Source organism: Actinomyces haliotis (assembly GCF_015355765.1).
Taxonomy (GTDB): Bacteria; Actinomycetota; Actinomycetes; order Actinomycetales; family Actinomycetaceae; genus Actinomyces; species Actinomyces haliotis.
On the sequence record NZ_JACWNA010000022.1, the window covers coordinates 36811 to 63780 of the forward strand.

Genomic DNA, 26970 nt, shown 5'->3' on the forward strand with positions numbered 1-26970 from the left:
ACCGCGGGGTTTCGACGGCCTTGGCGCATCCCGCCCTCAGCGGCGGAACACGAGCTCCCCGCCGAGCACCGTCGCCAGCGGCCGGACCGAGGCCAGCCCCTCGGCGTCCAGGCTCATCGGGTTCTCAGTCAGCACCACCAGGTCCGCCGTGCCGACGCCCACCGGGCCGGCCCCGTCCACGGAGGACGCCAGCGCCTCCTCCTGGGTGAGCCGCTGCTCCGGCGACCACACCTCGCCCGTCGGCGTCACCCGCCCGACGGCGGCGGCCATCGCCAGCCACGGGTCCAGCGGCGCCACGGGCGCGTCCGATCCCAGCTCCAGCGCCCCACCGGCCGCGACCATGTCCGCGAAGGCGTAGGTGCGGTCCTTCCGCCCCGGCCAGATCCGGTCCACCATCGCCCAGTCGTCGACGAGGTGCGCTGGCTGCACCGAGAAGTGCGCCCCGCAGGCCACGAGGGGCGCGAGCGCCCCGTCCGCCCCGCCGTCTACCGGCAGGAGCTGCGCGTGCTCGATCCGACCCCGCGCCCCGGAGGTCTGGAAGGCCGTGGCGGTGTCGGTGATGGCGGCGTCGCCGATCGAGTGGATCGCCACCTCGTAACCCGCCTCGCGCGCCCGCGTCATGAGCGCCGTCAGCTCCTCCGGCCCGACGTTCGCGATGCCGTGAGGGTGCTCGCCGCCGACCTCCGGCGGATAGGGCTCGGCGAGGTGCGCGCTCGCGGTCCCGAGCGACCCGTCGGCGATGATCTTGAGCGGGCCGCGCGTGATGAGCGGCGAGCCGTCGCCGGCGAGCGGCGTGCCCGGCATGGGGTCACCGGTGCGCAGGCCCGCCGCGATGGACTCCTCGAGCCGGTCCCGGTACACGGCCGAGCGGATCCGCGGGACCGTGACGGCGTGGTCCGCCTGCGCGGTGAGGCGGCCCAGGAGCTCGCCCCACGACGACGGCGCCGTCCAGGCCATGTCGACGACGCCGGTGACGCCGCGGGACAGGGCGTCCGCGAAGAGAGCGCCGTAGCCGGACTCGCGGCCCTCGCGATTGCCGGGGATCTCGTCGAGGCGGTTGACGACGTCGAACCAGACGTCCTCCCGGACCGGCTCACCGGGATCGGCCTCGGTCGCGCCCGGCAGGCCGAGGATCCGCAGCGCCGCGGAGTTGAGCCACCCGGAGTGGAAGTCGCCGGAGGCCAGCACGGTGGGGACGTCCCCGGTGACGGCGTCGAGCTCGGCCACCGTGGGGATGCGCGGCCAGTTCGACAGGCGGTGCCCGCAGGCCTGGATCGTGAGCGGGCGGCTGCCGGCGGCCTCGGCGTCGCGGAGCGCGGTGGCGACGAGCGCCAGCGCCTCCTCCGCGGAGCGCGTCGCGGTGGTGTCGATGCGGAAGCGCTGGGCGGCCTCCTGGTCGAGGTGGGCGTGCCCGTCCCACAGGCCCGGGATGACGAAGGACCCCTCGACGTCGAGGAGCTCCGCGCCCGCGGCAGTCGGCCGGCCGGTCAGGTCCGCACCGACCTCGCGCACGACGCCGTCGGCCATGACCAGGTCGACGGGCTCGCCCACAGCCGGAGCCGGTGCGGTGCCGCCCGACGCTCGCACTCGACTCAGCTCGGCCTGGGAGCGGAAGGGGACCGGGCGGGCGTGGCGGATGAGCAGGCTCATGGCGGCATTCTCGGCCCTCCGCGGCGCGGCGCTGTCCACGAGGGCGCGTCAGAGCAGGGGGGCGTGCGAGTGCTCAGCATCAGTGCAGGCCAGAGACGTGGGACGTGGGGCCTCGGCGCTGACCGCCGTCCCTGAAGTGCCCTGGCGGACAGGAACGGCCTCAGCCGCGCCCCTGCGCCCGCTTCTTGGTCCCACGGATCGCCGGCGCTGTCCACGGGTCCTCGGGCCAGGCGTGCTTCGGGTACCGCCCCCGCAGCTCCTTGCGGACGTCCTGGTACGGCCCCGCCCAGAAGGAGCGCAGGTCATCCGTCACGGCGACCGGTCGCCGCGCCGGGGACAGCAGGTGGATGAGCACGGGCACGCGTCCGTCCGCGAGACGCGGCGTGTCCGCCCACCCGAAGCACTCCTGGACGCGCACGGCGAGCACCGGCCGGTCCAGCGGCCGCCAGCCCTCGCCGGTCTCGTCGAGGTACTCGACGCGGACGTGCGAGCCAGACGGTACCTCGATCCGCTCTGGAGCCAGCTCGTCCAGGCGCGCCGCCTCCGGCCAGGGCAGCAGCGCGCGCAGGGCGCTGAGCAGGTCGAGCCGGGCCAGGTCGAAGCGCTTGGAACGACGGGCCGCCGACTCGACGGCCGGGACGAGCCACTCCTCGGCGCGGGTGAGGAGCGCGTCGTCGTCCATCGCCGGCCACGGCTCCCCCAGCGAACCGTGGAGGAGCGCGAGGCGGGCTCGCAGCTCACCGGGCGCGCGGTGGTCGCCGCCGTCCCACGGCAGGAGGTCGAGCCCCTGCTTCCGGCACGCGTCAACGACGGCGGTGGCGATCGCTGCGGGGGATGGGGCGCCGACCGGGGTGGCGGTGAGCGTGATCGCGCCGAGAGCCCGCACCCGCTCAGCCCGGACGCGGTCACCCTCCCAGCGCGTGCGCTCCTCCTCGACGAGCCACGGGGCGCCGACGGCGAGCGCGAGCTCCTCGTCGACCGGAGCGGCGGTGCGCACGAGCGCGTCGGAGCGGCCCGGGGCGCGGTCGACGTCGGCGACGGCGAGCCACTCGGCGGCGGCGAGCGCTGTGCCGCGGGGAAGGCGCAAGCCGGTACCGCCGACGGTCGCGTAGGTCGCCTCCTCGCCGGGGGCCGGGGCGGGGCCGCGACGGCGGGCGATCCACTCCGGGTGCGCGAGCGCCGCGATGAGCCCGACCGCCTCGGCCAGGAAAGGGGTGGTGGCGAGGCCGGGGGTGCCGTGCGAGCCCCCGGCTCCCCGGCCGCCGCTCGCGTTCGCACCCCCCGCGCTGCTTCGCACCCTGTGCTCGCCGTCGGGCCGGTGCGAGGACGGGCGCTCGGTACGAGCCGGAGCGTTCGATGCCAAGGCGCGCGACGGCAGCCCCGTGCTTCCGCCGTCCGGGCCCAGCCCGCTGGGCGCAGCGTCCCCGAGGGCCCGCTCGAGCCGCTTCGCCTCGGACCGCCAGGCTCCGGCCGCCGCGCCGCCGTCGCACACCTGGCGCACGAGCGCCGTGAGGTCCGAGCCCGGCGCGTGCAGGTCCGCCGTGAGCAGCGCCGTCGCCTCCGCGGCCCGCCGCGCCCCGAGCGACTCAGCGGCCGCGAGCAGCGCCCGCGCTTCCCGCACCTCGGCCGGCACCGCCGCTACGGCCCGGCCGAGCGGGGTCAGGCCGGCGTCGTCGAGCAGACCCAGGCCGCGGAGCGTGTCCCGGGCGACCGCCATGGCCGGGGCGGGTGGCTCGTCGATCCAGGCCAGCCCCGCGCCGTCGGGGGCGCCCCACACGGCGAGCTCGAGGGCGGTCCGGGTGAGGTCGGCGGAGAGGATCTCCGGTGTCGGCGCCTGCGGCGCGCGCGCCCAGTCGACCGGCGAGCAGCAGCGCACGACGACGCCCGGCCCCTCGCGCCCCGCGCGCCCGGCCCGCTGGATCCCGGCGGACCGGGACTCGCCGACCGTGACCAGCCCTGAGATCCCGCGGGCGACGTCGAGGCGCGGCTCCCGTGCCAGCGTGCCGTCGACGACGATCCGCACGCCCGGCACGGTGAGCGACGACTCCGCGACGTTGGTCGAGACGACGACGCGCCGCCCGCCTGGGGTGCTCGGCTGCAGCGCCGCGTCCTGCGCGCTCGCGGGCAGGCGCCCGTGCAGCGGGAGGACGTCGACGGCCGCCGCCCCGGAGGCGGGCAGCGCCGAGCGGAGGCGCGCGACGACGTCGTCGACCTCGCGGGCGCCGGGGAGGAAGACGAGGGCGTCCCCGGGGTGCTCGGCCAGCGCCCGCTGCGTGGTGGCCGCGACGTGTGCGAGGAACTCCCGTGGGACGCCGCGAGGTCCCAGGCGCGGGGCGCTCGACGGGGGCTCGGCCCAGAGCTCCTCGACGGGGTGCAGCGGCGAGGGGACGTCGAGGACGGGTGCGGGCTCGCCGTCGGTGGCCCCCAGCATGGCGGGGAGGCGGTCGAGGTCGAGGGTCGCGGACATGGCGACGAGGGTGAGGTCCTCGCGCAGCGCCCGGGCGTCGATGAGGAGGGCGAGGAGGAGGTCGGAGTCCAGGGAGCGCTCGTGGACCTCGTCGAGGACGACGGCTGCGACGCCCGGCAGGTCCGGGTCGCGCTGGAGACGGCGCAGGAGGAGGCCAGCGGTGACGACCTCGATGCGCGTGTCGTCGGAGACCCTGCGGTCGCCGCGCACCGCGTAGCCGACGGCCCGGCCGACCGGCTCGCCCATGAGGTCAGCCAGCCGGCGGGCGGCGGCGCGAGCCGCGACACGGCGCGGCTGCGTCACGATGACGCGGCCGGCGCTGCCGCCTGGCGAGACCGCGTCCGCGACGAGCGGTGGGACGAGGGTCGTCTTGCCGGTGCCGGGCGGAGCGGTGACGACGGCGGAGCCGGAGCGTGAGCGGAGGCTCGGGGCGGGCCAGGCGCTCGGGGCCGCGCTCGCGCCGGAGGGGATGGGCTCAGCGCCGGTGGGGTTGGGGGTGGGCCCCGTGAGCAGCTCACGCAGCTCGGCGAGGCCCGAGACCACGGGGAGGTCCGGCGGGGTTGCGAGCAGCGTGGCGATCGGGTCGGTGCCGGTGGGCTGCTCGGGGCGCATGGCGGCATTGTGCCCCGGCCCGTGCACTCGCTCCCGCGCCGAGGTCGGTCGCTATCACCGCCGAGGTCGGTCGATCTCCGCGTCGAGGTCGGCTCGGGGCGTGTGCGGAGGCGTGGGGATGTAGTGTGCCCGGCCGTACCTGGTCAGTTCTCGTGCTTTCTGGTGGGGGCTCGGTACCGCGATCCCGGAGTTCTGCGGGTTCACGGCGCGGCTGAGAGCAGGTCAGCCCAGAAGTCACGAGAAGTGACCACGCCTCAGGGCGCCGTGACAAGAAGGCTTGACGCGGCACTCCCTGTCAAGCACACTGGACATGTCAAGTGAGCCTGGCATTCAGCCCCACCTCAGGAACCGAGGTCTCCCATGTGCTCCTCGCGCCGCACCCCCACCCGCACCGCCGGGCTACGCTCCATCGGGCTCGCGCTGTGCCTGCTCGTCATCCTCATCGCCAACGGTCCGCTCACCGCCACGGTCGGCCACGCCCACACCCTCGTGGCGGCGGTCCTCCTCGTCCCGGCCGTCGCTCTCGTCCTCATCGCGACCTTCGAGCGCTGCCGCGCCGCTGCTCCAGCCCGCCAGCGTGCCGACCACGCCCCCGAGCGCCGCTGATGGACAACGACGTGCGCGCCCTGCGGGAGGCCAAGGGCCTCACCCAGGCCCAGCTCGGCGAGGCGCTCGGCGTCTCGCGCCAGAGCGTCAACTCCATCGAGAAGGGGAAGTACGACCCCTCCCTCCCCCTCGCCATCGCCATCGCCCGCTACTTCGGCTCCACCGTCGAGGAGATCTTCCATGCCTGAGAACCCGAACGCCTCCGCCGCAGCGCCCGGCGTCGCCCGCCCCACCCAGCTCGAGGCCAGTCGCTCCCGCAAGCGTCGTGGGCAGGTGCGCGCACTGGGCTGTTGCGTCGTCTTCGCGCTCGCGGCCTGGGCGGCGGCGCTCATCCTCCCGATGACCTCGGATCAGCACGACTTCCTCTCGGGTGTCGCCGCAGGCCTCGCGGGCATGATCCTCGTCTTCGGCCTCCTCCTCCTGCTCGGACGACGTGGGCATGGCGGCGCGCTCCCACGGATGCTGACGGGCGAGGTCGACGAGCGAGACGAGGCCGTGTGGCTGCGGGCCTGGCAGGCCACGGGCATGGCCGCCTTCGCCGGAGTGCTCCTGAGCGAGATCGTGATCGTCTTCGGGGCGCCCCCGCAGGCTCCGCTCGCGATCCTGTCCTTCGCTCTTGTCGTCGTCCTCTACGGCTCGCACGCCGTCCTCGACCGCCGGATGTAGGGCGCTCGTGGCTCCTGCGGGGATCACTCCGTCGGACGTCCGGGCTGCCCCCGCCCGCCCACCGGACCGGGCGCACCGTGGGCGCCCACGCGGATAGGCTCCCCGTCATGAAGCCCTTCCTCCTCCTGGCCACGCGCGACGACGACGGCCCCGCCGACGCCGAGTACGAGGCCTTCCTCCTACGCACCGGCCTGGACGAGCGCGACCTCGTTCGCCACCGCCTCGAGGCCGAGCCCATGCCGGAGATCGACCTCGCCGACTGGTCCGGGATCATGGTGGGCGGCTCCCCCTTCAACACGACCACCCCGCAGCATGAGAAGTCGGACGTCCAGCTGCGCGTCGAGGCCGAGTTCAACGCGCTCCTCGACCGTGTCGTCGCCGAGGACTTCCCCTTCCTCGGCGCCTGCTACGGCATCGGGACCCTCGCTCGGCACCAAGGTGCCCAGATCGACGACCTCTATGCCGAGGAGGTCGACGCTCCCGAGATCACGCTGACGCCGGAGGGCCTCAAGGACCCGCTGTGCGAGGGCATGGCCTCGCCCTTCCGCGCCTTCGTCGCGCACAACGACGCTGTGAGCGTCGCCCCGCCGCACGCCATCATCCTGGCCTCCTCGAAGGACTGCCCGGTCCAGATGCTGCGCATCAAGTACAACCTCTACGCGACCCAGTTCCACCCCGAGCTCGACGGGGAGGCCTTCGCGCACCGCCAGGCCTTCTACGCGGACCACGGCTACTTCTCGCCCGAGGAGCTGCCGCAGGTGCAGGCGTGGACGCGCGCGCAGGACGTCTCCCAGTCCTGGGCGGTGCTGCGCAACTTCGCCGGCATCTACGCGCGCGACTGAGAGCTCAGCCGGGTGCGCCCAGGTGGTTCCAGCGCTCCGGAGCGACCCCGAGATCGAAGGGTGGCGCTCGAGATCGCGCCCTTGACCGGCGAACTCGCGCCGGACCCTTCGATCTCGGGGGCCCGTGCTGGCGGCGTCAGGTTGTCCCGGCCCCGACGCCCCCCACCGATCCCCTTCGACCGGGAATGCCCGGCCGCGTCCGCCCGTTGCCCTGACGGACGCACTCGCAACCAGAAGGGTCCCTCATGTCCCGCATCGTCATCATCGGCGGCCACGGCAAGGTCGCGCTCCTGCTCGCCCCGATCCTCCGCGACGCCGGCCACACGGTCGTCTCCCTCATCCGCGACGCCGACCAGGCCCCCGACGTCGCGGCCGCCGGCGCTGAGCCCCTCGTCGTCTCCGTCGAGGACGCCACCCAGCAGGACGTCACGGCGGCCCTGAGCGGCGCCGACGCCGTCGTCTGGGCCGCCGGCGCCGGCGGCAAGGGCGGCACGGAGCGCACCGACGCCGTCGACCGCCAGGCCGCGATCCGCTCCATGGCCGCAGCCGCCGACGCCGACGTCAAGCGCTACGTCATGGTGTCCTGGGCCGGCTCGCACGGCGACAAGCCCGTCCCGGAGGACAATGGCCTCTACAACTACGCGATGGCGAAGCTCGACGCCGACAAGCACCTCGTCTCCACCGACCTGGACTGGACCATAGTCGGCCCGGGCACCCTCACCCTCGACGAGCCCTCCGGCGAGATCGACGTGACGCGCGAGGTCGGCACCGCCGGCGCCCCCACCTCCCGCGCCAACGTCGCCCAGGTGATCGCGGCCGTCCTCGCCGACGACGCGACGATCCACCGCGTCATCCCCTTCAGGGACGGATCGACGCCGATCGCCGCCGCCGTCCACGACGTCCCCGAGGAGTACGCGGACCTCGACTGAGAGGCCGGGAGGCGGTCGGCCTCAGCCCGCGAGCAGCGCGTCCGCGACGGCGCCGAGCACCTTGCTCGTGCCGCCCTCGATCCGCAGGCCCGCGATCTCATCGACGGCCGTGCGCCCACGGTTGACGACGACGAGCTCCGCGCCGCGCGCCATCGCCTGGCGCACCACCCACAGGCCGGTCAGCACCGCGAGGCTCGTCCCCGCGACGAGGACCACGTCGCATTCCTTCGCGGCCTCCATGGCGCCGTCCATCGCGGGCGGCAGGGACTCCCCGAAGAACACGATGTCCGGCTTGAGCATCCCGCCGCAGGACTCGCACACGGGCGGCTCGAAGACGCAGGCCTCGGCGGCGACACGGTCCGCCTCCGGGGTGATCGCCACCTTCTGCGGGTCCGTCTCGATGGGGTAGTCCGGGTTGGTGGCGCGCAGACGCTCGTCCACCTCCGCGCGCGGCACGAGGCGCCCGCACTCGAGGCAGACGACGCGGTCGTAGGCGCCGTGCAGCTCCCACACGGTCCGCTGCCCGGCGAGGCTGTGGAGCCGGTCCACGTTCTGCGTGGCGACGCCGGTGACGAGCCCGGCCGTCTCCAGACGGGCGAGCGCCCGGTGGCCGGGGGTGGGCTCCAGGCCGTCGAGGAGCCGCCAGGTGGCGTGGTTGCGCGCCCACACCCAGCGGTACCAGACGGGGTCGGAGACGAAGCGGTCGAGGTCGACGGGCTCCGTCGGCGTCGAGCCGGTGCCGCGGTAGTCGGGGATGCCGGAGTCCGTGGAGATGCCGGCGCCGGTGACGGCGAGGGTCCGCCTCCCGGCCATGACGTCCTGGACGGCACGGACGGCGTCGTCGACCTCAGCCACCGCGCGTCCCTCAGTCCTGGGCGAAGTGCTCGACGAAGTTGCGCACGATCCTCCCGGCGACGTTCCCGTCGCTCAGGCGCGCCTCGCTCAGGACGACCTCGAGCTGGCCGGGGTCGCCGTAGCCGGCGTCGAGGTAGGCGGAGATCCGCTGGGTGACGTGGTCGGCGTCGAGCTCGGGGTTGAACTGGGTGCCGTAGAGGCGCTCGCCGACCCGGATCATCTGCACGGGGCAGTCCGGGGAGCTCGCGAGGAGCACGGAGTGCGCGGGGACCTCGACGGCGCCCTCGTGGTGCCCGACGAAGACGCGGAAGGTCTCGGGCAGGCCCGCGAGCACCGGGTCCTTGCGCCCTTCCTCGGTGAGGAAGAGGTCGGCCGCGCCGAGCTCCTCGCCGAAGCCCGTGGAGGTCGCCGTGCCGAGGTACCCGGCGAGGACCTCGAGCCCGAATCCGGTGGCGAGGACGGGGACACCGTCCTTGAGGGCGGTGGCGAGCAGCTCGCCGACCTCCTCCTCGACCCTGACCTGCGTGCGGGTCTTGGCGTCGAAGGGCGTGGAGGCGTCGTAGGGGCTGCCGCCGATGATGACGCCGGAGACGGCCCCCGGGTCGACGGCGCTCGTGAGGTCGTCCTCCTCGAGCATGACGTGGGTGAGCTGCTCGGGCTCCAGCCCGCCGTGGACGCGGAAGGACTCGTACTCGTTCTCCGCGGCCTCGATCTCGGGCCGGGTCGACACCATGATGAAGGGCTTCACAGCGTCACCCTACGGCGCGGGCGCGTCGCACGGTCGTCATCGACCGGAGGACGGCCCTGGCACCCCGCCCGACGCCGATCCCGCCTCGGTCGCCCGCGCCCCAGCGCCGTCGTTGACGGTCTCACCGGGTCGCGTAGCTGACGAGCCACCAGATCCACAACCAGGCGACGGTGGTGGCGCTGCCGACGACGATGCCGGTCCACGCGAGCGTCAGCCCGGTGTCCCACGAGCGGCGCAGCCGTCGCAGCGCCCAGGCTCCGGTGCTCGCCGCGATGAGCCCGAGGCCCGGGATGACGGAGAGGAGGGCCGTCACGAGGGCGGCGACGGCGACGGGGTCCGTGCGCGGCACCGGCGCGTTGTAGCCCGGGCGTCCGAAGACGAGCGAGGGGTCGAGCCCCTCGGTGCCTGGGAAGGGCTCCTGGGCGCCGGGGCGCGGTCGGCTCGTCGTCATGGGGCTCATGCTGCCCGATCCTGCCCGGGAGTGGCCCGTGCCGCATCGTCCCGGCGGATGATCGAGACACGCCCGCCTTAGACTGGGATCCCGGCAGGGCCGCCGGGTCCTGCCGCGCTACGGCGCCGGTGCTCCGTCGTCGACGCCGTCGGCGCTCCCTCTCCCCGACAGGAGCACCCGTGCCCTTCACCTCCCCCGCACGCGTCCGCGGCTGGCGCCTTCACGGCGACGGGAAGTCGATCGCCCCCGGTGAGGTCGTCACCCCCGGTGAGCGGCTCACCTGGCCCCGCACCATCGGCATCGGCGTGCAGCACGTCGTCGCCATGTTCGGCGCGACCTTTCTCGTCCCGCTGCTCACCGGCTTCGAGCCCTCCACGACCCTCTTCTTCACCGGTCTGGGAACGCTCATCTTCATCGGCGTCACCGCCGGCCGCCTGCCCTCCTACCTCGGCAGCTCCTTCGCCCTCATCGCCCCCATCGGCGCGGTCACGGGCTACGTCGCGGGCGGCGGCGCGGCCATCGACCCGCACCTGGCGTCCCTGGCGCAGGGCGGTGTCATCTTCGCGGGCGGCTCGCTGCTCGTCGTCGGCGTCATCGTCCACTTCGCCGGCGCGGGCTGGATCGACCGCCTCATGCCGCCGATCGTCACCGGCGCGATCGTCTCGCTCATCGGCTTCAACCTGGCGCCGTCGGCCTGGAACAACGTCAAGTCCGCCCCGGTGACCGCGCTCGTCACGATCATCTCGATCCTGCTCATCACGGTCCTGTTCAAGGGGATCATCGGGCGCCTCGCGATCCTCATCGGCGTCCTCATCGGCTACGCCACCGCCTGCGTGCGCGACGAGGTCGACTTCTCCGCGATCAGCCACGCGGCCTGGGTGGGCGCCCCCGTATTCCGCGCCCCGGCCTTCGACCTGAGCCTCCTGGGCCTCTTCGTCCCGGTGGTCCTCGTGCTCGTCGCGGAGAACATCGGGCACGTCAAGTCCGTCTCCGCCATGACGGGCGAGAACCTCGACGACGTCACCGGCCGGGCCCTTATCTCCGACGGCCTGTCCACGATGCTCGCCGGCGCGGGCGGCGGCTCGGGAACGACGACGTACGCGGAGAACATCGGCGTCATGGCGGCCACCCGCGTCTACTCAACGGCCGCCTACGTCGTCGCCGCCATCACCGCGCTCGTCCTGTCCATGCTGCCGAAGTTCGGCGAGGTCATCGCGACGATCCCCGCGGGCGTCCTCGGCGGCGCGGCCACGATCCTCTACGGCATGATCGGCATGCTCGGTGTGCGCATCTGGGTCCAGAACCGCGTCGACTTCTCCGACCCGGTCAACCTCAACACGGCGGCCGTCGCCATGGTCGTCGCCATCGCCGACTACACGTGGCACTGGGGCCAGATGACCTTCACCGGCATCGCGCTCGGCTCCGTCGCCGCGATCGTCATCTACCACGCGATGCGGTGGGTCTCGCGGCTGCGCGGAACGAACCTCGAGGAGGCGTCACCGGCGTCGGCGCCCGCGGGCACCGAGCTGGAGGGCCCGGCGTACTCCCGCCGCGCCCGCCGCTCCGAGGAGGGCTGAGCAGCAGCCCCTCTCAACGCTGCTCGACCGTCAACGCAGTGGTCGCCCGCTTGATCCCTAGGGATCAAGCGGGGGGCCCCGGGGCCGGCGGGGGTGGGGGGAGACCGCGGCCCGGGACCGGCCGGGGGCTGTTCGGGCTCAGCGGCTCACTTGCCGGTGGCGCTCGCCGTGGCCGAGACGCAGCCCACCGGGGCCTTGATCGCCGTGCCGGCCTTGAGCTTGGCGATCTCGTCGTCGGCGAGGATGCCCTGCTTGTACGAGCCGCCCAGGACGATGCTCACGGTGGCGTCCTTGGCGTCCGCGGCCGTGTCGAGCTGGACGCGCACCGTGCCCGTGAAGAGCTGCGCGAGGGTGTAGGCGTTGACCAGACCCGCCTGCGAGGTGGTGATGAGGGCGTCGCCGTCGTAGGAGCCCTTCGGCCAGTCGGCGGTCGCGGCGACCTGCGTGCCCGCCTTGGTGAGGACGTCGGCGACGCCGCCCGCGAGTCCCGCCTTGTCCGTGCCGTTGTAGACGTTCGCCTTGATGCTCGCGAGCTCGACGGTCGTCGCGTCCTTCGGCGGGCAGACCTCCGGGGCGACCGTGGCCGTGGGCGCGGCCGTCGCGAAGCCGGGCTCATAGGGTGCGGGCACCATCCCGGTCCAGATCGCGAGGCACACGATCGTCAGGAGGGCCATGACGGCGAGCACGCCGCCGATGACGGTCGTCTGACGGTGCTGGAGCCGACGCCGGTACTCGTCGCGGGAGTCTGCGGGGGAGGTCACTCGCCCAGGTTAGTGGACGAGAGCGGTGACGGCGCTGAGGCGGGGACGCCCGGAGCGCCAGACGGACCGGCCGGGTCTCAGGCGCTCGGCGGCGGGGGAGGGGGCGGCGCGAGGAGGGCGCGGCCGTCGTCGTCGAGCTCGAGGACGCGGGCGTGGATCGAGGTACGGCCCTGGAGGGCGGAGCGCAGGGCGCGGTGCAGGCCGGTCTCGAGGTAGAGGTCGCCGCGCCACAGGACGACGTGCGCGAACAGGTCCCCGTAGAAGGTGGAGTCGTCGTCGAGGAGGTTGCGCAGGTCGAGGACGGCGCGAGTCGTCGTGAGCTGGTTGAGGCGCACCTGGCGGGGCGCCACGGCCGACCAGGCGCGCTGGTCCACGACCCCGTGCTCGGGGTACGGGGCGGACTCGCCGACGGCCTTGAAGATCACCCCGACATGGTAGCGGGCCCGTCCGGCGTGCTCTCGCTGCGTCTCGTCCCCCTCCGACGACCGGGGCCCTCAGCGGTGGGAGGTGAGCGGTCCGGTGAGGTAGTGCTGGATGGTCGGTCCCACGGTCTCGACGAGACGGTCGACGCTGGACGAGGCGACGGGCTCGAGCCGGAAGACGTAGCGGAGCATCGCCAGCCCGACCAGCTGGGAGCCCGCGAGGGTGGCGCGCTCGCGGGCCACCTCCGCCGTCATGCCCGTCTGCTGCCCGAGGGCGGCGGCGATGGGGACGGCGAGCTGCTGGGTGCCGTAGTCCTGGATGGCCTCTGGGGCGCCGTCGTCGGTGGCGATCCAGCGGAGGAGCGCGCGGAAGGTGGCGCCTCCCGCGGAGTCGTCCCAGGCGGTCATCGACAGGCGGACGAGGCGGGGGCCGGCGGTGCGCAGGTCGCCGGTGAGGAGGTGGGCGATCTCCTCGCTGGCCCGGATGCGGAGGTTCATCGAGGCGCCGAAGAGGGCGCCCTTGGAGCCGAAGTAGTAGGAGACGAGGGCGGGGTCGACGCCGGCCTCGCGGGCCACGCCGCGGATCGTCGTCTTGGCGAAGCCCTGGGCGAGGAAAGAGGAGCGCGCCGCCTCGAGGATGGCCTCCTGGGTGGGGTTGAGGGTGCCGTCGTCCCCGTGGTTCGCGCGTCCGGGGCGGGGGCCACGACGGCGGTGCGAGTCCTCGGCGGCGGCGCGGTCCGTGCTCGTCATGGCTCGAGGCTAGGCCGGGCTCGTCGTGCGTCCCCGGGCTCGACGTCGTTGGCCCTGGGGCGGGCGTCGAGGAGTGCCCGCCCGCGGCCTGGAACGCTGCCGGGCCGGGGTCGCGGGAGGGTCGGGCCGACCCGGGCGGCGTTGGAGCGGCTGGATCGCCCGCGAGCCCCTTGATTGCGAAAGATGATGGGCGCAATATTCAACGCTGTTCAGTGCGGCGGTGGGCGGTAACGCGGGTGCCCACGGTTTCCCCCGGTATCGCGGGGGAAAAGCCGTAGGACCGAGGTCCCGGTTCGCGGATATTTCAACACCGTTGAAGGCCCGTGGAGCACCTCGTTAGCGTCCGCAGCGACCCCGGAGGAGTACTGACCGCGATCGCCGGGGCCGAGAGGTTGAACGATGAGCGACACCCAGTCCGCCCAGTCCCCGACGTCCTCCGACGCTCCCGTCGCCGTGCCCGCCCCAGCAGTTTCCGGCGCCGTGCCCGCCCCAGCCGTTTCCGGCGCCGTGCCCGCCCCAGCCGTTTCCGGCGCCGTGCCCGCCCCAGCCGTTTCCGGCGCCGTGCCCGCCCCAGCCGTTTCCGGCGCCGTGCCCGCCCCAGCCGTGCCCCGCGGTGGCCGCCCGTCCCTCATGGCCATTCCTCTGGGCATGCCCACGATGCCCTCCCAGCGCGAGGCCGCCCGCGCCGCACGCGCTGCTCAGACCGCGGCCGCCGCCGTCGACCCCGACACCGCCCCGCTGCGCATGGGGCTCGACATCGGCTCCACCACCGTCAAGATCGTTCTCCTGCCCGAGCAGGCCGAGGGCGAGCCCTTCCCCGAGCCCGTCTTCGCCGAGTACCGCCGCCACAACGCCGACATCCGGGGCGAGGTCACGCGCCTCCTCGGCGAGGTCGCCGAGAAGTTCCCCGGCGTGCCCGTCCGCGGCGCCGTCACCGGCTCCGCGGGCCTCTCGCTCGCCGAGGTCATGGACCTGCCCTTCGTCCAGGAGGTCATCGCCGAGACCCAGACCGTCCAGGCGAAGAACCCCGACGCCGACGTCATCATCGAGCTCGGTGGTGAGGACGCCAAGATCACCTACCTCCACCCGACCCCCGAGCAGCGCATGAACGGCACCTGCGCGGGCGGCACCGGTGCCTTCATCGACCAGATGGCGCAGCTCCTCCACACCGACGCCTCCGGCCTCAACGACCTCGCCAGTCGCTACCAGACGCTCTACCCCATCGCCTCCCGCTGCGGCGTCTTCGCCAAGTCCGACCTCCAGCCCCTCATCAACCAGGGCGCCGAGTCCGAGGACCTCGCCGCCTCCGTCCTCCAGGCCGTCGTCACCCAGACGATCGCGGGCCTCGCCTGCGGACGCCCCATCAAGGGCAACGTCATGTTCCTCGGCGGCCCGCTCCACTTCCTCCCCGAGCTGCGCAAGGCCTTCGAGCGCACCCTCGCCGAGCAGGTCGACTCCTTCACCTGCCCCGAGGACGCCCAGCTCTACGTCGCCGTCGGCGCCGCCCTCATGGCCACCGGCACCCCCACCCCCGTCGGCGTCTTCGCCCAGCGCCTCGCCACCGGCAGCACCGCCGGCCTCGAGTCCCAGCGCATGCGCCCCCTCTTCTCCTCCGACGACGAGCTCGCCGCCTTCCGCGAGCGCCACGCCCAGGCGACCGTCCCGCGCACCGGCTGGCCCGCCGCCCCCGAGGACTACGACCCCGAGGCGCCCGCGGACGAGCGCCACTACCCAGATTCTGGCGTCGTGCCCGCCCCAGCGGGCGCCGGGGGCGCCCGCTACGTCGACTGCTTCCTCGGCATCGACGCCGGCTCCACCACCATCAAGGCCGTCGTCCTCGACGCTGACGACAACATCTGCTGGGAGCACTACGCCGGCAACGAGGGCGACCCCGTCACCGCCGCCGTCGAGATCCTCCGCCGCATCCATCTCGAGATGCCCGAGCACGTCCGCATCGTCCGCTCCTGCGTCACCGGCTACGGCGAGGGCATCGTCAAGGCGGCGCTGCGCATCGACGAGGGCGTCGTCGAGACCATGGCCCACTACCGCGCCGCCGCCCACCTCAACCCCGGCGTCACGAGCGTCATCGACATCGGCGGCCAGGACATGAAGTTCCTGCGCATCCGCAACGGCGCCATCGACTCCATCAGCGTCAACGAGGCCTGCTCCGCCGGGTGCGGCTCCTTCCTCCAGACCTTCGCCGCCTCCATGGGCAAGTCCATCCACGAGTTCGCCGAGGACGCCCTCACCGCGACCGCCCCGGTCGACCTGGGCAGCCGCTGCACCGTCTTCATGAACTCCTCGGTCAAGCAGGCCCAGAAGGAGGCCGCCACCCCGGGCGAGATCAGCGCCGGACTGTCCTACTCCGTCGTCCGCAACGCCCTGTACAAGGTCATCAAGCTGCGCGACGCCTCCCAGCTCGGCGAGCGCATCAGCGTCCAGGGCGGCACCTTCCTCAACGACGCCGTCCTGCGCGCCTTCGAGCTGCTCACCGGCCGCGAGGTCGTCCGCCCCGACGTCGCCGGCCTCATGGGCTGCTTCGGCGCCGCCCTCACCGCCCAGCAGACCTACCAGGGCGTGCCCGGCAGCCTCATGACCCTGGCCGAGCTCTCCCGCTTCTCCCTCAAGACGGAGACCGACGTCTGCAAGCTGTGCCAGAACCACTGCCAGCTCACCATCACGACCTTCAACGACGGCCAGCGCCACGTCTCCGGCAACCGCTGCGACCGCGGCGCCACCCAGGAGCGCCGCGCCACCAAGTCGGACATGCCGAACCTGTACGACTACAAGTACCGCCGCACCTTCGCCTACCGCCGCCTGCGCAAGGGGCAGGACACCCGCGGTGAGATCGGCATCCCGCGCGTCCTCGGCATGTACGAGAACTACCCGCTGTGGTTCACGGTCCTCACGAGCCTCGGCTTCCGCGTCATGCTCTCGGGCCGCTCCAACCACAACCTCTTCGAGAAGGGCATGGACTCCATCCCCTCGGAGAACGCCTGCTACCCGGCCAAGCTCTCCCACGGGCACATCGAGTCGCTCATCGAGAAGGGCGTGCAGACCATCTGGTTCCCCTGCGTCTTCTACGAGCGCACCCTCGTCGAGGGGACCGACGACCACTACAACTGCCCGATCGTCGCCACCTACCCCGAGGTCATCCGGAACAACGTCGAGGCGGTCCGCGACGGGCAGGTCCGCATGCTCGCGCCCTTCCTCAACCTCGCCAACCCGGCCAAGCTCGCCGAGCGCCTCGTCGAGGTCCTCGCCGACTGGGACGTCACCCTCCCCGAGGCCCGCAAGGCCGTCGCCGCCGGCTTCGCCGAGGACGCCGCCTTCAAGGCCGACGTCCGAGCCGAGGGCCGCCGAACCCTGGAGTGGATGCGGGAGAACAACCGCAAGGGCATCGTCCTGGCGGGCCGGCCGTACCACATCGACCCCGAGATCAACCACGGCATCCCCGACGTCATCAACACCCTCGGCATGGCCGTGCTCTCCGAGGACTCAATCCTCCCCGAGCCGGTCGGCCTCGACGAGGCCGCCGACGGCGCCGAGCGGAAGGTCGCCGGCGGGGCCCTGTCCCGCACGGTCGCGAGGATCAGGCGGGGCGTCGCCACCGCGGCCGACGCCGTCGCCGGCGCCGTCACCGGGAAGGGCGAGGACCCGCAGGCCCCCGCCGACTGGTCCGACGTCGTCGCCGAGGGCCTGCCCAGCCCCGAGGCCGGCGTCGCCGTCGCCGAGGTCTCCCCGAACCTTCGCGTGCGCGACCAGTGGGCCTACCACTCGCGCCTCTACCGGGCCGCCGAGCTCGTCACGCGGGCCGACGACCTCGAGCTCGTCCAGCTCAACTCCTTCGGCTGCGGCGTCGACGCCGTCACCACGGACCAGGTCCAGGAGATCCTCGAGTCCGCCGACAGCGTCTACACGACCCTCAAGATCGACGAGGTCTCCAACCTCGGTGCCGCCACGATCCGCCTGCGCTCGCTCGCCGCGGCGAGCGAGGCCCGCCGTCGTCGCCGCGAGGAGGCCCTCGCCGCCGACGGTGCGGACGAGGCCGACAGCGACACGACGGTCGTCGTCGACACCACCGAGGGCGCCCGGGGCGCCGCCGCCAAGAAGGAGCCGCTCGAGAACGGCGGCCACTCCGACGGCGCCGACGGGATCGCCCTTCCCGGCCGCCGGCCCGGGCGCGCGCTCCCGGCCGCCACCACCCCGGCCTTCACCGAGGAGATGCGCGAGGAGTACACGATCCTCCTGCCCCAGATGTCCCCGATCCACTTCAAGCCCATCGCCCCGCTCATGAAGCGCCTCGGCTACAACCTCGAGCTCCTCGAGGCCGCCAGCCGCGAGGACCTCGAGGTGGGGCTGCGCTACGTCAACAACGACGCCTGCTTCCCGGCGATCATGGTCATCGGCCAGCTCATCGGCGCCTTCGAGGACGGCAGCCACGACCCCGACAAGTGCGTCCTCGCCATCTCCCAGACCGGCGGCATGTGCCGCGCCACCAACTACGCCGCCATGCTCCGCAAGGGCCTGCGCGAGGCCGGCTACCCCCAGGTCCCCGTCCTCGCCGTCTCCCTCCAGGGCATCGAGGAGAACCCGGGCTTCAAGCTCACCCCGACCATGGCGCTCAAGGCGGTCCAGGGCCTCGTCATCGGCGACACCCTCATGACATGCCTCCTGCGCACACGCCCCTACGAGCTCGAGCCCGGCAGCGCCAACGCCCTCATGAACCGCTGGCACACGATCACCGGCGAGTGGATGGAGCACAAGGGCCGCTCGGCCACCTGGGGCGGGCGCCTCGGCTACCGCCGCCTCCTGCGCGATCTCGTCCGCGAGTTCGACGAGCTCCCGCTGACCAACGAGCCGCGCAAGCCGCGCGTCGGCGTCGTCGGCGAGATCCTCGTGAAGTTCCAGCCGGACGCCAACAACCACGTCGTCGACCAGATCGAGGCGGAGGGCTGCGAGGCCGTCGTCCCCGGCCTGCTCGGCTTCATGCTCAACGGCATGACGACGGCGCAGTGGAAGGCCGACACCTACGGTGTCGGCGAGGACAAGGTCCGTCAGAAGAAGATGGGCGTCTGGTTCCTCGAGCAGATGCAGGCCCCGGCCTCCGCCGCGCTCGCGGCCACGCACGGCAAGTTCGACGTCGAGTGCCCCATCACCGAGCTCGCCGAGAAGGCCCAGCGGGTCCTCTCGCTCGGCAACCAGGCCGGTGAGGGCTGGCTGCTCACCGGCGAGATGGTGGACCTCATCGAGAACGGCGTGCCGAACATCGTGTGCTGCCAGCCCTTCGCGTGCCTGCCCAACCACGTCGTCGGCAAGGGCATGTTCCGCGAGATCCGCCGCCAGTTCCCGCAGGCGAACATCGTCGGGATCGACTACGACCCGGGCGCCAGCGAGGTCAACCAGCTCAACCGCATCAAGCTCATGATCTCCACGGCCTTCATGATGCGCGAGCAGCAGCCGGAGATGGACGCGCAGGAGCGGGCCGAGGCCCTCGAGCAGGTCCTCGCGGGCGAGGACGCCGCCGCCCTCGACGGCGTGGCCGACGGCCGGTCGATGGCCGAGCTCCTCGCCGACCTCGGACCGGCTCCGGACTGGACGCCGCAGTCGCCCGACGTCGCCGAGGAGCCCGTCCCGGAGCTCGGCGGCTCAGCGCGCTGAGATCGGGACGTCCTGACCACGAGATCGGTGGTCGGGCCAGAGCGGCAGCGCACTGAGCACGGTCCGTCCGGCTCGGCTCACGGATCCGCACGGGACGGGAGCGTCAGGCGTGGGAGCCCTTCGCGGAGCTCGTGAGGTCGGAGCCGTCCTGGCTCGTGATGACGCAGGAGACCGTGCGGTCGCCAAGGGTCCACGAGGAGGAGGTCGGGGTCAGGGCCGTCGCGGTGAGCGAGGACTCGTCGAGGTTCTTGCCCACGTAGTCGGCGTAGGCGTCGTAGCAGACGTCCGCGGTCTTCTGGTCCATGGCGTCGCCGGTCGGGAAGGAGTCGGCCTCGATGTCGGCGTTCTTGTAGACCTCGTAGAGGTGCGGGGCGGAGCAGTCGACGACGTCGACGGTGTTGACGGTGGCTCCGTCGTCGGCGGTCTCGGTGCCCATGTCGGTGAAGCAGTCGCCGACCTCGAGGTCCTGGGCGGACTTGGTCTCGGCGTCGGCCTCGGTCGCGGCCGAGGAGGAGCCGGAGGTCGAGGCGCTGGACGAGGAGGAGGCGTCGTCGGAGACGCTGCCGAGGCCGGAGCCGGAGGAGGCGCTGGAGTCGGCGGAGGAGCTGGACGTGTCAGAGGCGGCGGTGGTCTGGGGGACTGCTGTCCCGGTGGACTCGTGGGCGCCGTCGGACCCGCAGGCGGCGATGCCGACGGCGAGGAGCAGGGCGGTGGGAAGGGCGAGGGCTCGGGTCGTGGTTCGCATGTGAAGAGACTCTCAAAGGATTCGCACTCATACGATGGGGTGAGGTCCCCATAGGGTCTCGAAAGCGTGACGAAGCGCGTGTTCGCGCAGGTCAGAGGGGCTTGACGGGTGCCGTCACGACGCCGTCGGGCTCGGCGTCACGGCCGTGCCGCCGCCGGACGCCGCCGAGCCCGTCGTCTGCACGCCGTCCTCGTCAGGCGTGACGAGGCAGAGGATCTCGCGGTCGCCCCGGACCCAGCTCTCCTCGTCGGGCACGAACCACTTGAGCTGGAAGATCGAGGCGCGAGGCGTGCCCCCGGTGAACTCCTGGAAGGCGTCCGTGCAGGCACCCGTCGCCTCGGTCTTGATCGCCTTCGTGCCGGGGAAGGAGTCGTAGGTGGTGAGCTTCGAGGACTTGAAGGCCTCGAAGGTGTGGGGCTCGGAGCAGGCGACCTTCTCGACGCGGGTGACCGACTCCGTCGTGCCGTCGTCGGGCACGTTGAAGCACTCGCCGACCTTGACCTGGAAGGCGGAGGTGGCCGCCGGCGACGGCGTCGCGGTCGCCTGGCTCGTCCCGTAGCCGGAGCACCCGGCCAGGCTCAGGACGGTCAGGGGGACGATCGCGGCGAGGCGTCGGGCGGAGGAGCGCATGGTCCAAGAGTGCCGCACACCGGGCGGCCGGAAGGGGTGGCGACGCCGTGGCGGGTCGCCCGGGTCGGCCCTGGCCGGTGCTCGAGCGTCACGCCTAGAGTGCGGCCATGGGCAGGTTCATCAACTCCGAGGACACGGTCATCGACGACCTCCTCGAGGGCCTCGCCCTCGCCCACCCGGACCTCGTGGACGTCGACGTCGCCCACCGGATCGTCCGGCGCGCCACCCCGAAGGCTCCCGGCCGGGTCGCGCTCGTCTCCGGCGGCGGCACCGGGCACGAGCCGCTCCACTCGGGCTTCGTGGGGCAGGGGATGCTCGACGCGGCCGTCATCGGCGACGTCTTCACCTCGCCCACCCCTGACCTCGTCTCCCGCGCCCTCACGCAGGTGACCGGCGACGCCGGCGCGCTCGTCGTCGTCAAGAACTACACCGGCGATGTCCTCAACTTCGACATGGGCGTCGAGCTCGCCGCCGACGCGGGCCTGCGCACGCGCACCGTGCTGGTCGCCGACGACGTCGCCGTGAACGACACCGGGATCGAGGTCGGGCGCCGCGGCGTCGGGGCGACCGTCCTGGTCGAGAGGACCGCCGGGGCCGCCGCCGAGCAGGGGCGCGACCTCGACGACGTCGCGGACGTCGCTGAGCGCGTCGCCTCCCGGGCGCGGTCCTTCGGCGTCGGGATGAGGCCGGGCACGGCGCTCACCACCGGTCGGCCCGTCTTCGACCTGCCCGAGGGGCAGATGGAGATCGGCGTCGGGATCCACGGTGAGCTGGGCGTGCGCCGCGGCCCCTCGGGCACGGCGAAGGAGGTCGCGGGCGTCATCGTGAGCACGCTCCTGGACTGCCTCGACCGCGAGCTCGGCGGCCGGAGGGCGTGGGCCGACGGCGGGGTGATCGTGCTGCTGAGCGGGCTGGGTGCGACGCCGCGCCTCGAGCTCTACGTCCTCTACGCGGAGATCGCGCGCCTGCTCAACACGGCCGACGTGTGGGTCCACCGGCGACTCGTGGGGGAGTACGTGACGAGCCTCGACATGGCGGGGTGCACGCTCACGGTTCTGCCTGCCGACGAGGAGCTGCTCGAGCTGTGGGACGCACCGGTGGTGACGTCGGCGCTGCGCTGGGGCGCGTGACGGGCCCGGGCGCTCGGTTCTGTCTGAGGCTGTCCGCCTCAAGAACGAGGACGGGCCCTCGGGCCGGGTTGTCTCTCCCGGCCCGAGGGCCTTCGTCGTCGAGGGGCTCGCGTTCCCCGGGCTTCCCATGACCCGGGAGGAGCCTCCTCCTTCGCCGGAGCGAGTCGTCCGGGCTCCCTAGGACCCGTGCGGCTCTCGGAGCTGGCAGGTCATCGGGTTCCCCAACCCTCGCTGCCCGCTCCGTCCGGCGGTAGGAACTATGTAACCCACTGACCCTGGGAGGGCACCGGGGCGGAGCCTGTGAAAGACCTAGGAACGACGCCGGTCGGTCAGTGCTGGACCGAACTCGGTGCGCGGATCGACCGAACTCGGCGTGCAGGCTGACCCTGCTCGTGTCCATCGCGCGTCTTCGCACCCGCTGCGCTTCTCTGCACCCTGTGCTCGCCCTGGAGTCGTCTCAGCGGCGAGCACAGGGTGCGAGCTGGCGCGAGCGGTGCGAGTTGGCGTGAACACAGTGCTGGTGAGTGGGGGCGCGAGCGGTACGGGGGTGGGCAACGAGAAAGCCCCGGAACCATGCGGTTCCCGGGGCTTTCCGGCGGAGGATGGGGGATTCGAACTCTCGCGTGCCTCGAGGCGGGGCGCCGGTTCCGCAGAATCACGCGGACACGGTTAGCCAACGGCACCCATGTCTGACCATGCACGTACTGTCTCGCGTTGACGCCGTCAACACGAGGGAGGGTTATGGCATGGCTTCGGTGAGGCACCGCCGGCGGGCGCACGGGATGGTGACGCACGCGGTACTCGCGAGCTTCTCGATCGTGGCGTACCCCTCACCGCTCCGGTAGGGCAGGCGGTCGACGAGGGCCTCGAGGACCTTCTGGGTCCCCTTCAGTGGCCTCCCGTCGAGGGGCCCCCATCCCTGGCGGGCCAGCTTCGCGATGAGCTGGCCAGTTCCCCACCCGGCGGTGGCGCGTCCGCGTCCGGCGCAGCGGCTGTTCTTCGACTGCCGACATCATGAGAGACGGAAGGCGCACGGACGATCGGAAACGCCGAACGTGATGCCCGACCCTGACAACTGTCCCGAAACGTCCCAAATTGCCACGTACACTCGCCCGCATGGCACACGCGGGGAAAGAGGGCGCGATCCCGCGCTTCACCCTGCCTGACCGGATCCGCAAAGCTCGCACCACCGCGAACCTCTCCCAGACGGAAGCCGGCCCCGCCCTCGGCCTCCACGCCAAGCACTCAACGGCTACGAAGCTGGACGAGTGACCCCCGGCCATACGTTCCTCGGTGCGCTCGCGGCCCTGACCAACGTCTCCGACCACTGGGTCATCGCGGGCGATGACGGCCTGTGCCCCAACTGGCTCGCCGTCAGCGCGTGCGGGTGCTGCCTCGACTCCCTCGAGCCCCGAGCCTGACCATGGCGCTTGAAGACGGCGGGTACCGCCCGCCACCACCGAACGCGTGTGATCCTCCCGACGAGTACCCGATCGAGGTGACCGACGTGGATGAGCCGGGGGAACATCGCATCTTCGTCAGGCAGACCTGGTACAAGAACCAGATTGTCGACTACTCAATCCAGCACGAGGTGCGGCTCTCGCCAGACGACGACTGGGAAGCCGTGTACCGGATCGACACCTCGCACGGCTCCATCCACTTCCATCAGATGTACCGCACGCGCCCTGAACGAAAGGCGGTCATCACAGTTCTCGGGCCGCGGGATCGTGACATACTGGGTAGGTCTTACGACACCTCATACGATGAGGTATTCGACAAGATCGAGGATCACTTCAGGAGATGGGGCAGATGAGCACATCCACGGCCACGCGGCGTGACGCTGCGCGCGCCCTCGGTCGCTTCATGGGCACCCGCGCTGCACGTGACCTCTTCGCTTTCAATGGATACGTCAGCGGCACCCGAATCCTTCCCGTCCTCGAGAGTGATCCCTTCGATGAGGTGATCGAGGACCACACCCGCTCAGGCGAGACCACGGTAGTCGCCGTCTACTACCCGGAGCGAACCGGGCGTGAGCAGTTCGCCTTCATGAAGTGGGAGGCACCCACTACGGAGCCGCCATCCCACCTCGAGAAGTCGGACGGCTTCAAGCTGGGCAGGGGGCGAGATGGGCGCACGTCGTCAGTCGGCATGGTCCTCGACTACATGGACGGCCGGATCAAGACCATCAAGGACAACCGTCTCACGACAGCCAGAATCCCTGATGTGCTGCGATCGGTCTCGTCCAAGACCTTCGCCATGGTCTGATAGCCAACATGGAAGCCCCGCCACCTCGCGGTGACGGGGCGTCCTGCTACTCGGGGCGAGGCGAACTCGCAGACGACGTAGGAGTTCGGCCTTCTTCGCGGCGAACTCCTCCTCCGTGAGCACGCCAGCGTCACGCAGCGCTCCGATCCGCTCGAGCTGCGCCATGACGTCATCGCCTCCGTCGGCAGACGGCGTCGCAGCCACAGGCTCCGAGATGTACCCGTACCCCTCGGCAGGCTCGGCGCCGGGGAAGGCGAGGAAGTCCCCACTGGCTCTGTCAACTTCGATTGGCCCCATGGTGACGGTCTGTTCTGGCCCCATGTCTACCCGGAGACCGGCTTGACCGAATCTTCACATTCCCTTGCCCGGGTCTCGATGTGGGGCTTCGAGGCTTGTGGCGATGACCTCGAACGAGAACTCCTCCCGTACCGTGCCGCTGGTTGTCCTGGGTGTCGGCACCCTCGCAGCTGCCGCCTTGGCCCTGATCGCCCCTGACCTGACCTCTGGGTCGGGGATGGAGGGGATGCCGATGACCCACTACATGGGACTGCTGGCCGTACGGCAGCCGTGGAACCTCCTGTTGTTCATGGCACTTCCGGTGGTGCTGGCCGAAACCCTCGCGATCACCGAGCTGGTCATGCTGCTGGCTCGTCGCGAAGACCGACCAGCGGCGGGATGGGTGACGAAGGTGAGCCACTGGGCCGGACTGCTGGCGGGTCCGGTGTGGGTGTTCATCGGCCTGCACCTGCTCATCACAGCCGTGGTTCCGCTGACGGTCAACGGCGGCTGGCGTGGCCCCGCGGACGTGATCGCTGTCCTGTCCTACCTGGCCGGTGGCCTGCCGATGCTGGTGATCAGCCTGCTGGAGGCCGGACTCTTGGGCCGTAACGAGGCCGGGCGCCGTCGCCTGCACGTGGCGATGGTGGCCGTGTTCCTTGTGGTGGCCCACGTCGCGATGATCTTCGGCATGCTCGACCCTGCCGTCATGGGCTACACGCCGACGGCACCCGCCTCGATGCAGCACGACATGGGTGGCATGCCGGGCATGAACCACGACATGGGTGGCATGACGGGCATGGACCACTCGACGATGATGCCCAGTGCCGCACCGTCGAAGTGACCCCCAGCCGGGTCCGTGGTGAGGTGGTGCCATGAATAGCGCCTTTGCTGCGGTTGCGCCGAGTGTCCTGGTCGTCGACGACGAACCGGTGCTGTCGGGCACGGTGAAGAACTACCTCGAGCGGGCCGGCATGTCAGCCCAGACCTGCGGCGACGGGCTGGCTGCCCTCGACCTGGTCCGGGTCACATCTCCCGACGTGGTGGTGCTGGACCTGGGCCTGCCGGGCATGGACGGGGTGGAGGTGTGCCGCCAGCTGCGCACCTTCAGCGATTGCTACGTGTTGATGCTCACGGCTCGTGCCGACGAGGTCGACAAGCTGATCGGGCTGTCGGTCGGAGCGGACGACTACATGACCAAGCCGTTCAGCCCGCGTGAGCTGGTGGCCCGCATCCAGGTACTGTTGCGGCGCCCCCGCGCCGGCGGTGCGGGTACCACGGCCTCGGTGCTGCGCATCGGCTCCCTCACCGTGGACCCGTCGTCTCGTCGGGTGGAGCTCGACGCGTCACCGGTGGAGCTGACCCGTACCGAGTTCGACCTGCTGGCCGCCCTGGTTCAGCACCCCGGCCGGGTCCTGAACCGGCGTCAGCTCACCGATGCGGTGTGGGGCGCCGACTGGGTCGGTGACGACCACCTGGTCGACGTGCACATCGCCCACCTGCGCAAGAAGCTCGGCGACGACCCCTCCCAGCCCCGGTTCGTGCAGACGGTGCGCGGGGTCGGTTACCGGATGGGCCGCGGACAGTGATCGCGTCGCGCCAGCGCGGCAGCTGGGGACGTCGGCTGCTGTGGACCCAGATGGCCGTGGTGACGGCGATGGCCGTCACCATGGTGCTCACGGCCCTGATCGTCGGCCCGGCATGGTTCCGGATGCACATGCATGAGGCCGGCCACGCCCAGCCCGACGTCGTCGAACACGCGCAACAGGCCTTCCACGACGCTGGCCTGGTATCGCTGGCCGTGGGTCTGGGCACCGCGATGCTCGCCGCTCTAGGAGTCGCCACCGTCCTCAACCGGAACCTGTCGCGGGGAGTCGAGGCATTGGTGGGTGGTGCCCAGCAGGTGGCCTCCGGGCACTACGACCAGCCCGTCACGATGGCCTCGGCCAGCCCCGAGCTGGCGCAGGTCGCCGACGCCTTCAACCAGATGGCCGCGCAGATCGCCTCCACCGAGCAGACCCGACGCCGGATGCTCACCGACCTGGGCCACGAGCTGCGCACTCCGCTCGCTGTCACCCAGGTCACCCTCGAAGGGCTGCAGGACGGCGTGGTCGACTTCACCCCCGAGACCATCGAGGTGCTGGTCCGGCAGAACCAGCGGCTGGTCGCTCTGGCCGCCGACATCTCTGAGGTCTCGCGTGCCGAGGAGGGGCGCATCCCACTGTCGCTGAGCCACCAGGACCTCGACCTGGTCGTGGCGGCCAGCGTCGATGCGGCCCGTCACGCCTACACCGTCGCCGGTGTGCAGCTGCAGGCCCAGACGATGCCCGGGATTCGTGTCGACGTGGACGCCGCCCGTATCGGGCAGGTGCTGGACAACCTGCTGCGCAACGCCCTGCAACACACGGTGGCCGGGGACCGGGTGGAGGTCACCATGGGCCGCGAAGACGACCGGGCCGTGGTCCGCGTCACCGACGACGGCGTCGGCATCCCCGCTGAATCCCTCACCCACGTCTTCGAACGCTTCTACCGCGTCGAGGGCACTCGCACTCGCGACATCGACGGTGGAACCGGTGTCGGCCTGGCGATCTCCAGGGCCATTGCCCGCGCCCACGGCGGTGACCTGGCGGCCCACAGCGACGGCTCCGGCCACGGCGCGAGGTTCGTGCTGGCACTGCCCACCGTGGGATCTTGACCAGATCTTGACCAACCCCTGCCGGGGGCTTCATCTGGCACCGACAGGCTCGTTGCCATGACCACACTGACTCGTCGCCACGTCCTGTTCGCCGGCCTGGGAGTCGAGCCTGTCAAGGTTTTTGTGTAAGTGGGGTTGTCAGAGGTAGGGGTTGATGCGGTCGGGGTAGGCGGCGGTGAGCTGGGCGAGGGCCTGCTTCCAGCCGTTGGTGGCCTGGCCTTGCACGAGGCGG

25 protein-coding genes and 1 pseudogene are annotated in these 26970 nt (G+C 72.0%); 15 read left to right on the forward strand and 11 right to left on the reverse strand.

The features are described 5' to 3' along the window. Positions 1-36: 36 nt before the first annotated feature. Entirely contained in the window at positions 37-1650 is a 1614-nt protein-coding gene (locus IXW69_RS09855; RefSeq protein WP_194786171.1) for an amidohydrolase, read from the reverse strand. Positions 1651-1810: 160 nt separating this feature from the next. After that, on the reverse strand, positions 1811-4729 hold the full coding sequence (locus IXW69_RS09860) for an ATP-dependent RNA helicase (protein WP_194786172.1): 2919 nt from the start codon (positions 4727-4729) through the stop codon (positions 1811-1813). A 360-nt stretch (positions 4730-5089) separates the two neighbouring features. Here IXW69_RS09860 and IXW69_RS09865 point away from each other — a divergent pair, with 360 nt between their 5' ends. The 5 genes from IXW69_RS09865 to IXW69_RS09885 all read left to right on the forward strand — a co-directional run bounded on the left by IXW69_RS09865 (position 5090) and on the right by IXW69_RS09885 (position 7772). Beyond that, positions 5090-5335, forward strand: a complete 246-nt coding sequence (locus IXW69_RS09865; protein ID WP_194786173.1) for a hypothetical protein — start codon at positions 5090-5092, stop codon at positions 5333-5335. Then, positions 5335-5523 (forward strand): helix-turn-helix transcriptional regulator, encoded by a 189-nt coding sequence (locus IXW69_RS09870; protein WP_194786174.1) that lies wholly within the window; start codon positions 5335-5337, stop codon positions 5521-5523. The genes IXW69_RS09865 and IXW69_RS09870 overlap by 1 nt, the downstream gene beginning before the upstream one ends. Continuing rightward, positions 5516-6001, forward strand: coding sequence for a hypothetical protein (locus IXW69_RS09875; protein WP_194786175.1), 486 nt, complete (start codon positions 5516-5518; stop codon positions 5999-6001). Before IXW69_RS09870 ends, IXW69_RS09875 begins: the two co-directional genes overlap by 8 nt. A gap of 107 nt (positions 6002-6108) precedes the next feature. Beyond that, positions 6109-6843, forward strand: coding sequence for a glutamine amidotransferase (locus IXW69_RS09880; RefSeq protein WP_194786176.1), 735 nt, complete (start codon positions 6109-6111; stop codon positions 6841-6843). 245 nt (positions 6844-7088) lie between these two features. Further along, the gene (locus IXW69_RS09885) at positions 7089-7772 is read left to right on the forward strand and encodes an NAD(P)H-binding protein (protein WP_194786177.1); all 684 of its coding nucleotides are present in this window, start codon (positions 7089-7091) and stop codon (positions 7770-7772) included. Positions 7773-7793: 21 nt separating this feature from the next. On the opposite strand, the gene IXW69_RS09890 is transcribed toward IXW69_RS09885, so the two are convergent. From IXW69_RS09890 to IXW69_RS09900, 3 genes are all read right to left on the reverse strand, one after another. Next, positions 7794-8585, reverse strand: coding sequence for a Sir2 family NAD-dependent protein deacetylase (locus IXW69_RS09890; RefSeq protein ID WP_194786196.1), 792 nt, complete (start codon positions 8583-8585; stop codon positions 7794-7796). Between the two features lie 52 nt (positions 8586-8637). Next, positions 8638-9375 (reverse strand): glutamine amidotransferase-related protein, encoded by a 738-nt coding sequence (locus IXW69_RS09895; protein WP_194786178.1) that lies wholly within the window; start codon positions 9373-9375, stop codon positions 8638-8640. A gap of 121 nt (positions 9376-9496) precedes the next feature. Beyond that, complete coding sequence (locus IXW69_RS09900) at positions 9497-9835, reverse strand: DUF4190 domain-containing protein (RefSeq protein WP_194786179.1); 339 nt, start codon at positions 9833-9835, stop codon at positions 9497-9499. Positions 9836-10005: 170 nt separating this feature from the next. On the opposite strand from IXW69_RS09900, the gene IXW69_RS09905 reads away from it, so the two are divergent. Further along, complete coding sequence (locus tag IXW69_RS09905) at positions 10006-11403, forward strand: uracil-xanthine permease family protein (RefSeq protein WP_194786180.1); 1398 nt, start codon at positions 10006-10008, stop codon at positions 11401-11403. A gap of 146 nt (positions 11404-11549) precedes the next feature. Here the strand turns inward: IXW69_RS09905 and IXW69_RS09910 are convergent, their stop codons facing one another. The 3 genes from IXW69_RS09910 to IXW69_RS09920 form a co-directional block, all read right to left on the reverse strand. After that, a complete protein-coding gene (locus IXW69_RS09910) occupies positions 11550-12164 on the reverse strand; it encodes a LytR C-terminal domain-containing protein (RefSeq protein ID WP_323745272.1) in 615 nt (204 codons plus the stop codon). A gap of 77 nt (positions 12165-12241) precedes the next feature. Further along, a complete protein-coding gene (locus IXW69_RS09915) occupies positions 12242-12589 on the reverse strand; it encodes a type II toxin-antitoxin system VapB family antitoxin (protein ID WP_194786181.1) in 348 nt (115 codons plus the stop codon). A 69-nt stretch (positions 12590-12658) separates the two neighbouring features. Then, positions 12659-13336, reverse strand: a complete 678-nt coding sequence (locus tag IXW69_RS09920; RefSeq protein ID WP_194786182.1) for a TetR/AcrR family transcriptional regulator — start codon at positions 13334-13336, stop codon at positions 12659-12661. A 744-nt stretch (positions 13337-14080) separates the two neighbouring features. Here IXW69_RS09920 and IXW69_RS09925 point away from each other — a divergent pair. Beyond that, positions 14081-18997, forward strand: a complete 4917-nt coding sequence (locus IXW69_RS09925) for an acyl-CoA dehydratase activase-related protein (protein ID WP_194786198.1) — start codon at positions 14081-14083, stop codon at positions 18995-18997. A gap of 103 nt (positions 18998-19100) precedes the next feature. Here the strand turns inward: IXW69_RS09925 and IXW69_RS09930 are convergent, their stop codons facing one another. Together IXW69_RS09930 and IXW69_RS09935 are read right to left on the reverse strand one after the other, a co-directional pair. Next, positions 19101-19742: a septum formation family protein gene (locus tag IXW69_RS09930; protein ID WP_194786183.1), complete on the reverse strand. Its 642-nt coding sequence runs from the start codon at positions 19740-19742 to the stop codon at positions 19101-19103. A gap of 114 nt (positions 19743-19856) precedes the next feature. Continuing rightward, a complete protein-coding gene (locus tag IXW69_RS09935; RefSeq protein ID WP_194786184.1) occupies positions 19857-20372 on the reverse strand; it encodes a septum formation family protein in 516 nt (171 codons plus the stop codon). Positions 20373-20479: 107 nt separating this feature from the next. Between IXW69_RS09935 and IXW69_RS09940 the strand changes: the two genes are divergently transcribed. The 5 genes from IXW69_RS09940 to IXW69_RS11775 all read left to right on the forward strand — a co-directional run bounded on the left by IXW69_RS09940 (position 20480) and on the right by IXW69_RS11775 (position 23767). Next, positions 20480-21502 (forward strand): dihydroxyacetone kinase subunit DhaK, encoded by a 1023-nt coding sequence (locus IXW69_RS09940; protein WP_194786185.1) that lies wholly within the window; start codon positions 20480-20482, stop codon positions 21500-21502. Between the two features lie 1116 nt (positions 21503-22618). Then, positions 22619-22774: a hypothetical protein gene (locus tag IXW69_RS09945; protein WP_194786186.1), complete on the forward strand. Its 156-nt coding sequence runs from the start codon at positions 22619-22621 to the stop codon at positions 22772-22774. After that, the gene (locus IXW69_RS09950) at positions 22771-22923 is read left to right on the forward strand and encodes a hypothetical protein (protein ID WP_194786187.1); all 153 of its coding nucleotides are present in this window, start codon (positions 22771-22773) and stop codon (positions 22921-22923) included. The genes IXW69_RS09945 and IXW69_RS09950 overlap by 4 nt, the downstream gene beginning before the upstream one ends. Positions 22924-22925: 2 nt before the next feature. After that, on the forward strand, positions 22926-23315 hold the full coding sequence (locus IXW69_RS09955; RefSeq protein WP_194786188.1) for a DUF7718 family protein: 390 nt from the start codon (positions 22926-22928) through the stop codon (positions 23313-23315). Then, entirely contained in the window at positions 23312-23767 is a 456-nt protein-coding gene (locus IXW69_RS11775; protein WP_228525261.1) for a hypothetical protein, read from the forward strand. Before IXW69_RS09955 ends, IXW69_RS11775 begins: the two co-directional genes overlap by 4 nt. A gap of 90 nt (positions 23768-23857) precedes the next feature. On the opposite strand, the pseudogene IXW69_RS12215 reads toward IXW69_RS11775, so the two are convergent. Further along, positions 23858-24088, reverse strand: a pseudogene (locus IXW69_RS12215) (SHOCT domain-containing protein); the annotation flags it as partial. Positions 24089-24167: 79 nt separating this feature from the next. On the opposite strand from IXW69_RS12215, the gene IXW69_RS09965 reads away from it, so the two are divergent. Genes IXW69_RS09965 through IXW69_RS09975 form a run of 3 tightly spaced genes read left to right on the forward strand, consistent with a single transcriptional unit; the run spans position 24168 to position 26738 of the window. Continuing rightward, on the forward strand, positions 24168-24887 hold the full coding sequence (locus IXW69_RS09965; protein WP_194786190.1) for a DUF6803 family protein: 720 nt from the start codon (positions 24168-24170) through the stop codon (positions 24885-24887). 31 nt (positions 24888-24918) lie between these two features. Beyond that, positions 24919-25632, forward strand: a complete 714-nt coding sequence (locus IXW69_RS09970) for a response regulator transcription factor (protein WP_194786191.1) — start codon at positions 24919-24921, stop codon at positions 25630-25632. A 50-nt stretch (positions 25633-25682) separates the two neighbouring features. Further along, entirely contained in the window at positions 25683-26738 is a 1056-nt protein-coding gene (locus IXW69_RS09975; RefSeq protein WP_194786199.1) for a HAMP domain-containing sensor histidine kinase, read from the forward strand. The last annotated feature ends 232 nt before the right edge of the window (positions 26739-26970 follow it).

Excerpts from the sequence above, each read along its gene's own strand:
- IXW69_RS09940 (WP_194786185.1), top strand. The coding sequence starts at position 20,480 with ATGGGCAGGTTCATCAACTCCGAGGACACGGTCATCGACGACCTCCTC.
- IXW69_RS09855 (WP_194786171.1), bottom strand. The coding sequence starts at position 1,650 with ATGAGCCTGCTCATCCGCCACGCCCGCCCGGTCCCCTTCCGCTCCCAG.
- IXW69_RS09945 (WP_194786186.1), top strand. The coding sequence starts at position 22,619 with ATGGCACACGCGGGGAAAGAGGGCGCGATCCCGCGCTTCACCCTGCCT.
- IXW69_RS09890 (WP_194786196.1), bottom strand. The coding sequence starts at position 8,585 with ATGGCCGGGAGGCGGACCCTCGCCGTCACCGGCGCCGGCATCTCCACG.
- IXW69_RS09935 (WP_194786184.1), bottom strand. The coding sequence starts at position 20,372 with ATGCGCTCCTCCGCCCGACGCCTCGCCGCGATCGTCCCCCTGACCGTC.
- IXW69_RS11775 (WP_228525261.1), top strand. The coding sequence starts at position 23,312 with ATGAGCACATCCACGGCCACGCGGCGTGACGCTGCGCGCGCCCTCGGT.
- IXW69_RS09930 (WP_194786183.1), bottom strand. The coding sequence starts at position 19,742 with ATGCGAACCACGACCCGAGCCCTCGCCCTTCCCACCGCCCTGCTCCTC.
- IXW69_RS09880 (WP_194786176.1), top strand. The coding sequence starts at position 6,109 with ATGAAGCCCTTCCTCCTCCTGGCCACGCGCGACGACGACGGCCCCGCC.
- IXW69_RS09975 (WP_194786199.1), top strand. The coding sequence starts at position 25,683 with ATGGCCGTGGTGACGGCGATGGCCGTCACCATGGTGCTCACGGCCCTG.
- IXW69_RS09970 (WP_194786191.1), top strand. The coding sequence starts at position 24,919 with ATGAATAGCGCCTTTGCTGCGGTTGCGCCGAGTGTCCTGGTCGTCGAC.
- IXW69_RS09925 (WP_194786198.1), top strand. The coding sequence starts at position 14,081 with ATGGGGCTCGACATCGGCTCCACCACCGTCAAGATCGTTCTCCTGCCC.
- IXW69_RS09875 (WP_194786175.1), top strand. The coding sequence starts at position 5,516 with ATGCCTGAGAACCCGAACGCCTCCGCCGCAGCGCCCGGCGTCGCCCGC.
- IXW69_RS09900 (WP_194786179.1), bottom strand. The coding sequence starts at position 9,835 with ATGAGCCCCATGACGACGAGCCGACCGCGCCCCGGCGCCCAGGAGCCC.
- IXW69_RS09955 (WP_194786188.1), top strand. The coding sequence starts at position 22,926 with ATGGCGCTTGAAGACGGCGGGTACCGCCCGCCACCACCGAACGCGTGT.
- IXW69_RS09885 (WP_194786177.1), top strand. The coding sequence starts at position 7,089 with ATGTCCCGCATCGTCATCATCGGCGGCCACGGCAAGGTCGCGCTCCTG.
- IXW69_RS09865 (WP_194786173.1), top strand. The coding sequence starts at position 5,090 with ATGTGCTCCTCGCGCCGCACCCCCACCCGCACCGCCGGGCTACGCTCC.
- IXW69_RS09870 (WP_194786174.1), top strand. The coding sequence starts at position 5,335 with ATGGACAACGACGTGCGCGCCCTGCGGGAGGCCAAGGGCCTCACCCAG.
- IXW69_RS09965 (WP_194786190.1), top strand. The coding sequence starts at position 24,168 with ATGACCTCGAACGAGAACTCCTCCCGTACCGTGCCGCTGGTTGTCCTG.
- IXW69_RS09860 (WP_194786172.1), bottom strand. The coding sequence starts at position 4,729 with ATGCGCCCCGAGCAGCCCACCGGCACCGACCCGATCGCCACGCTGCTC.
- IXW69_RS09920 (WP_194786182.1), bottom strand. The coding sequence starts at position 13,336 with ATGACGAGCACGGACCGCGCCGCCGCCGAGGACTCGCACCGCCGTCGT.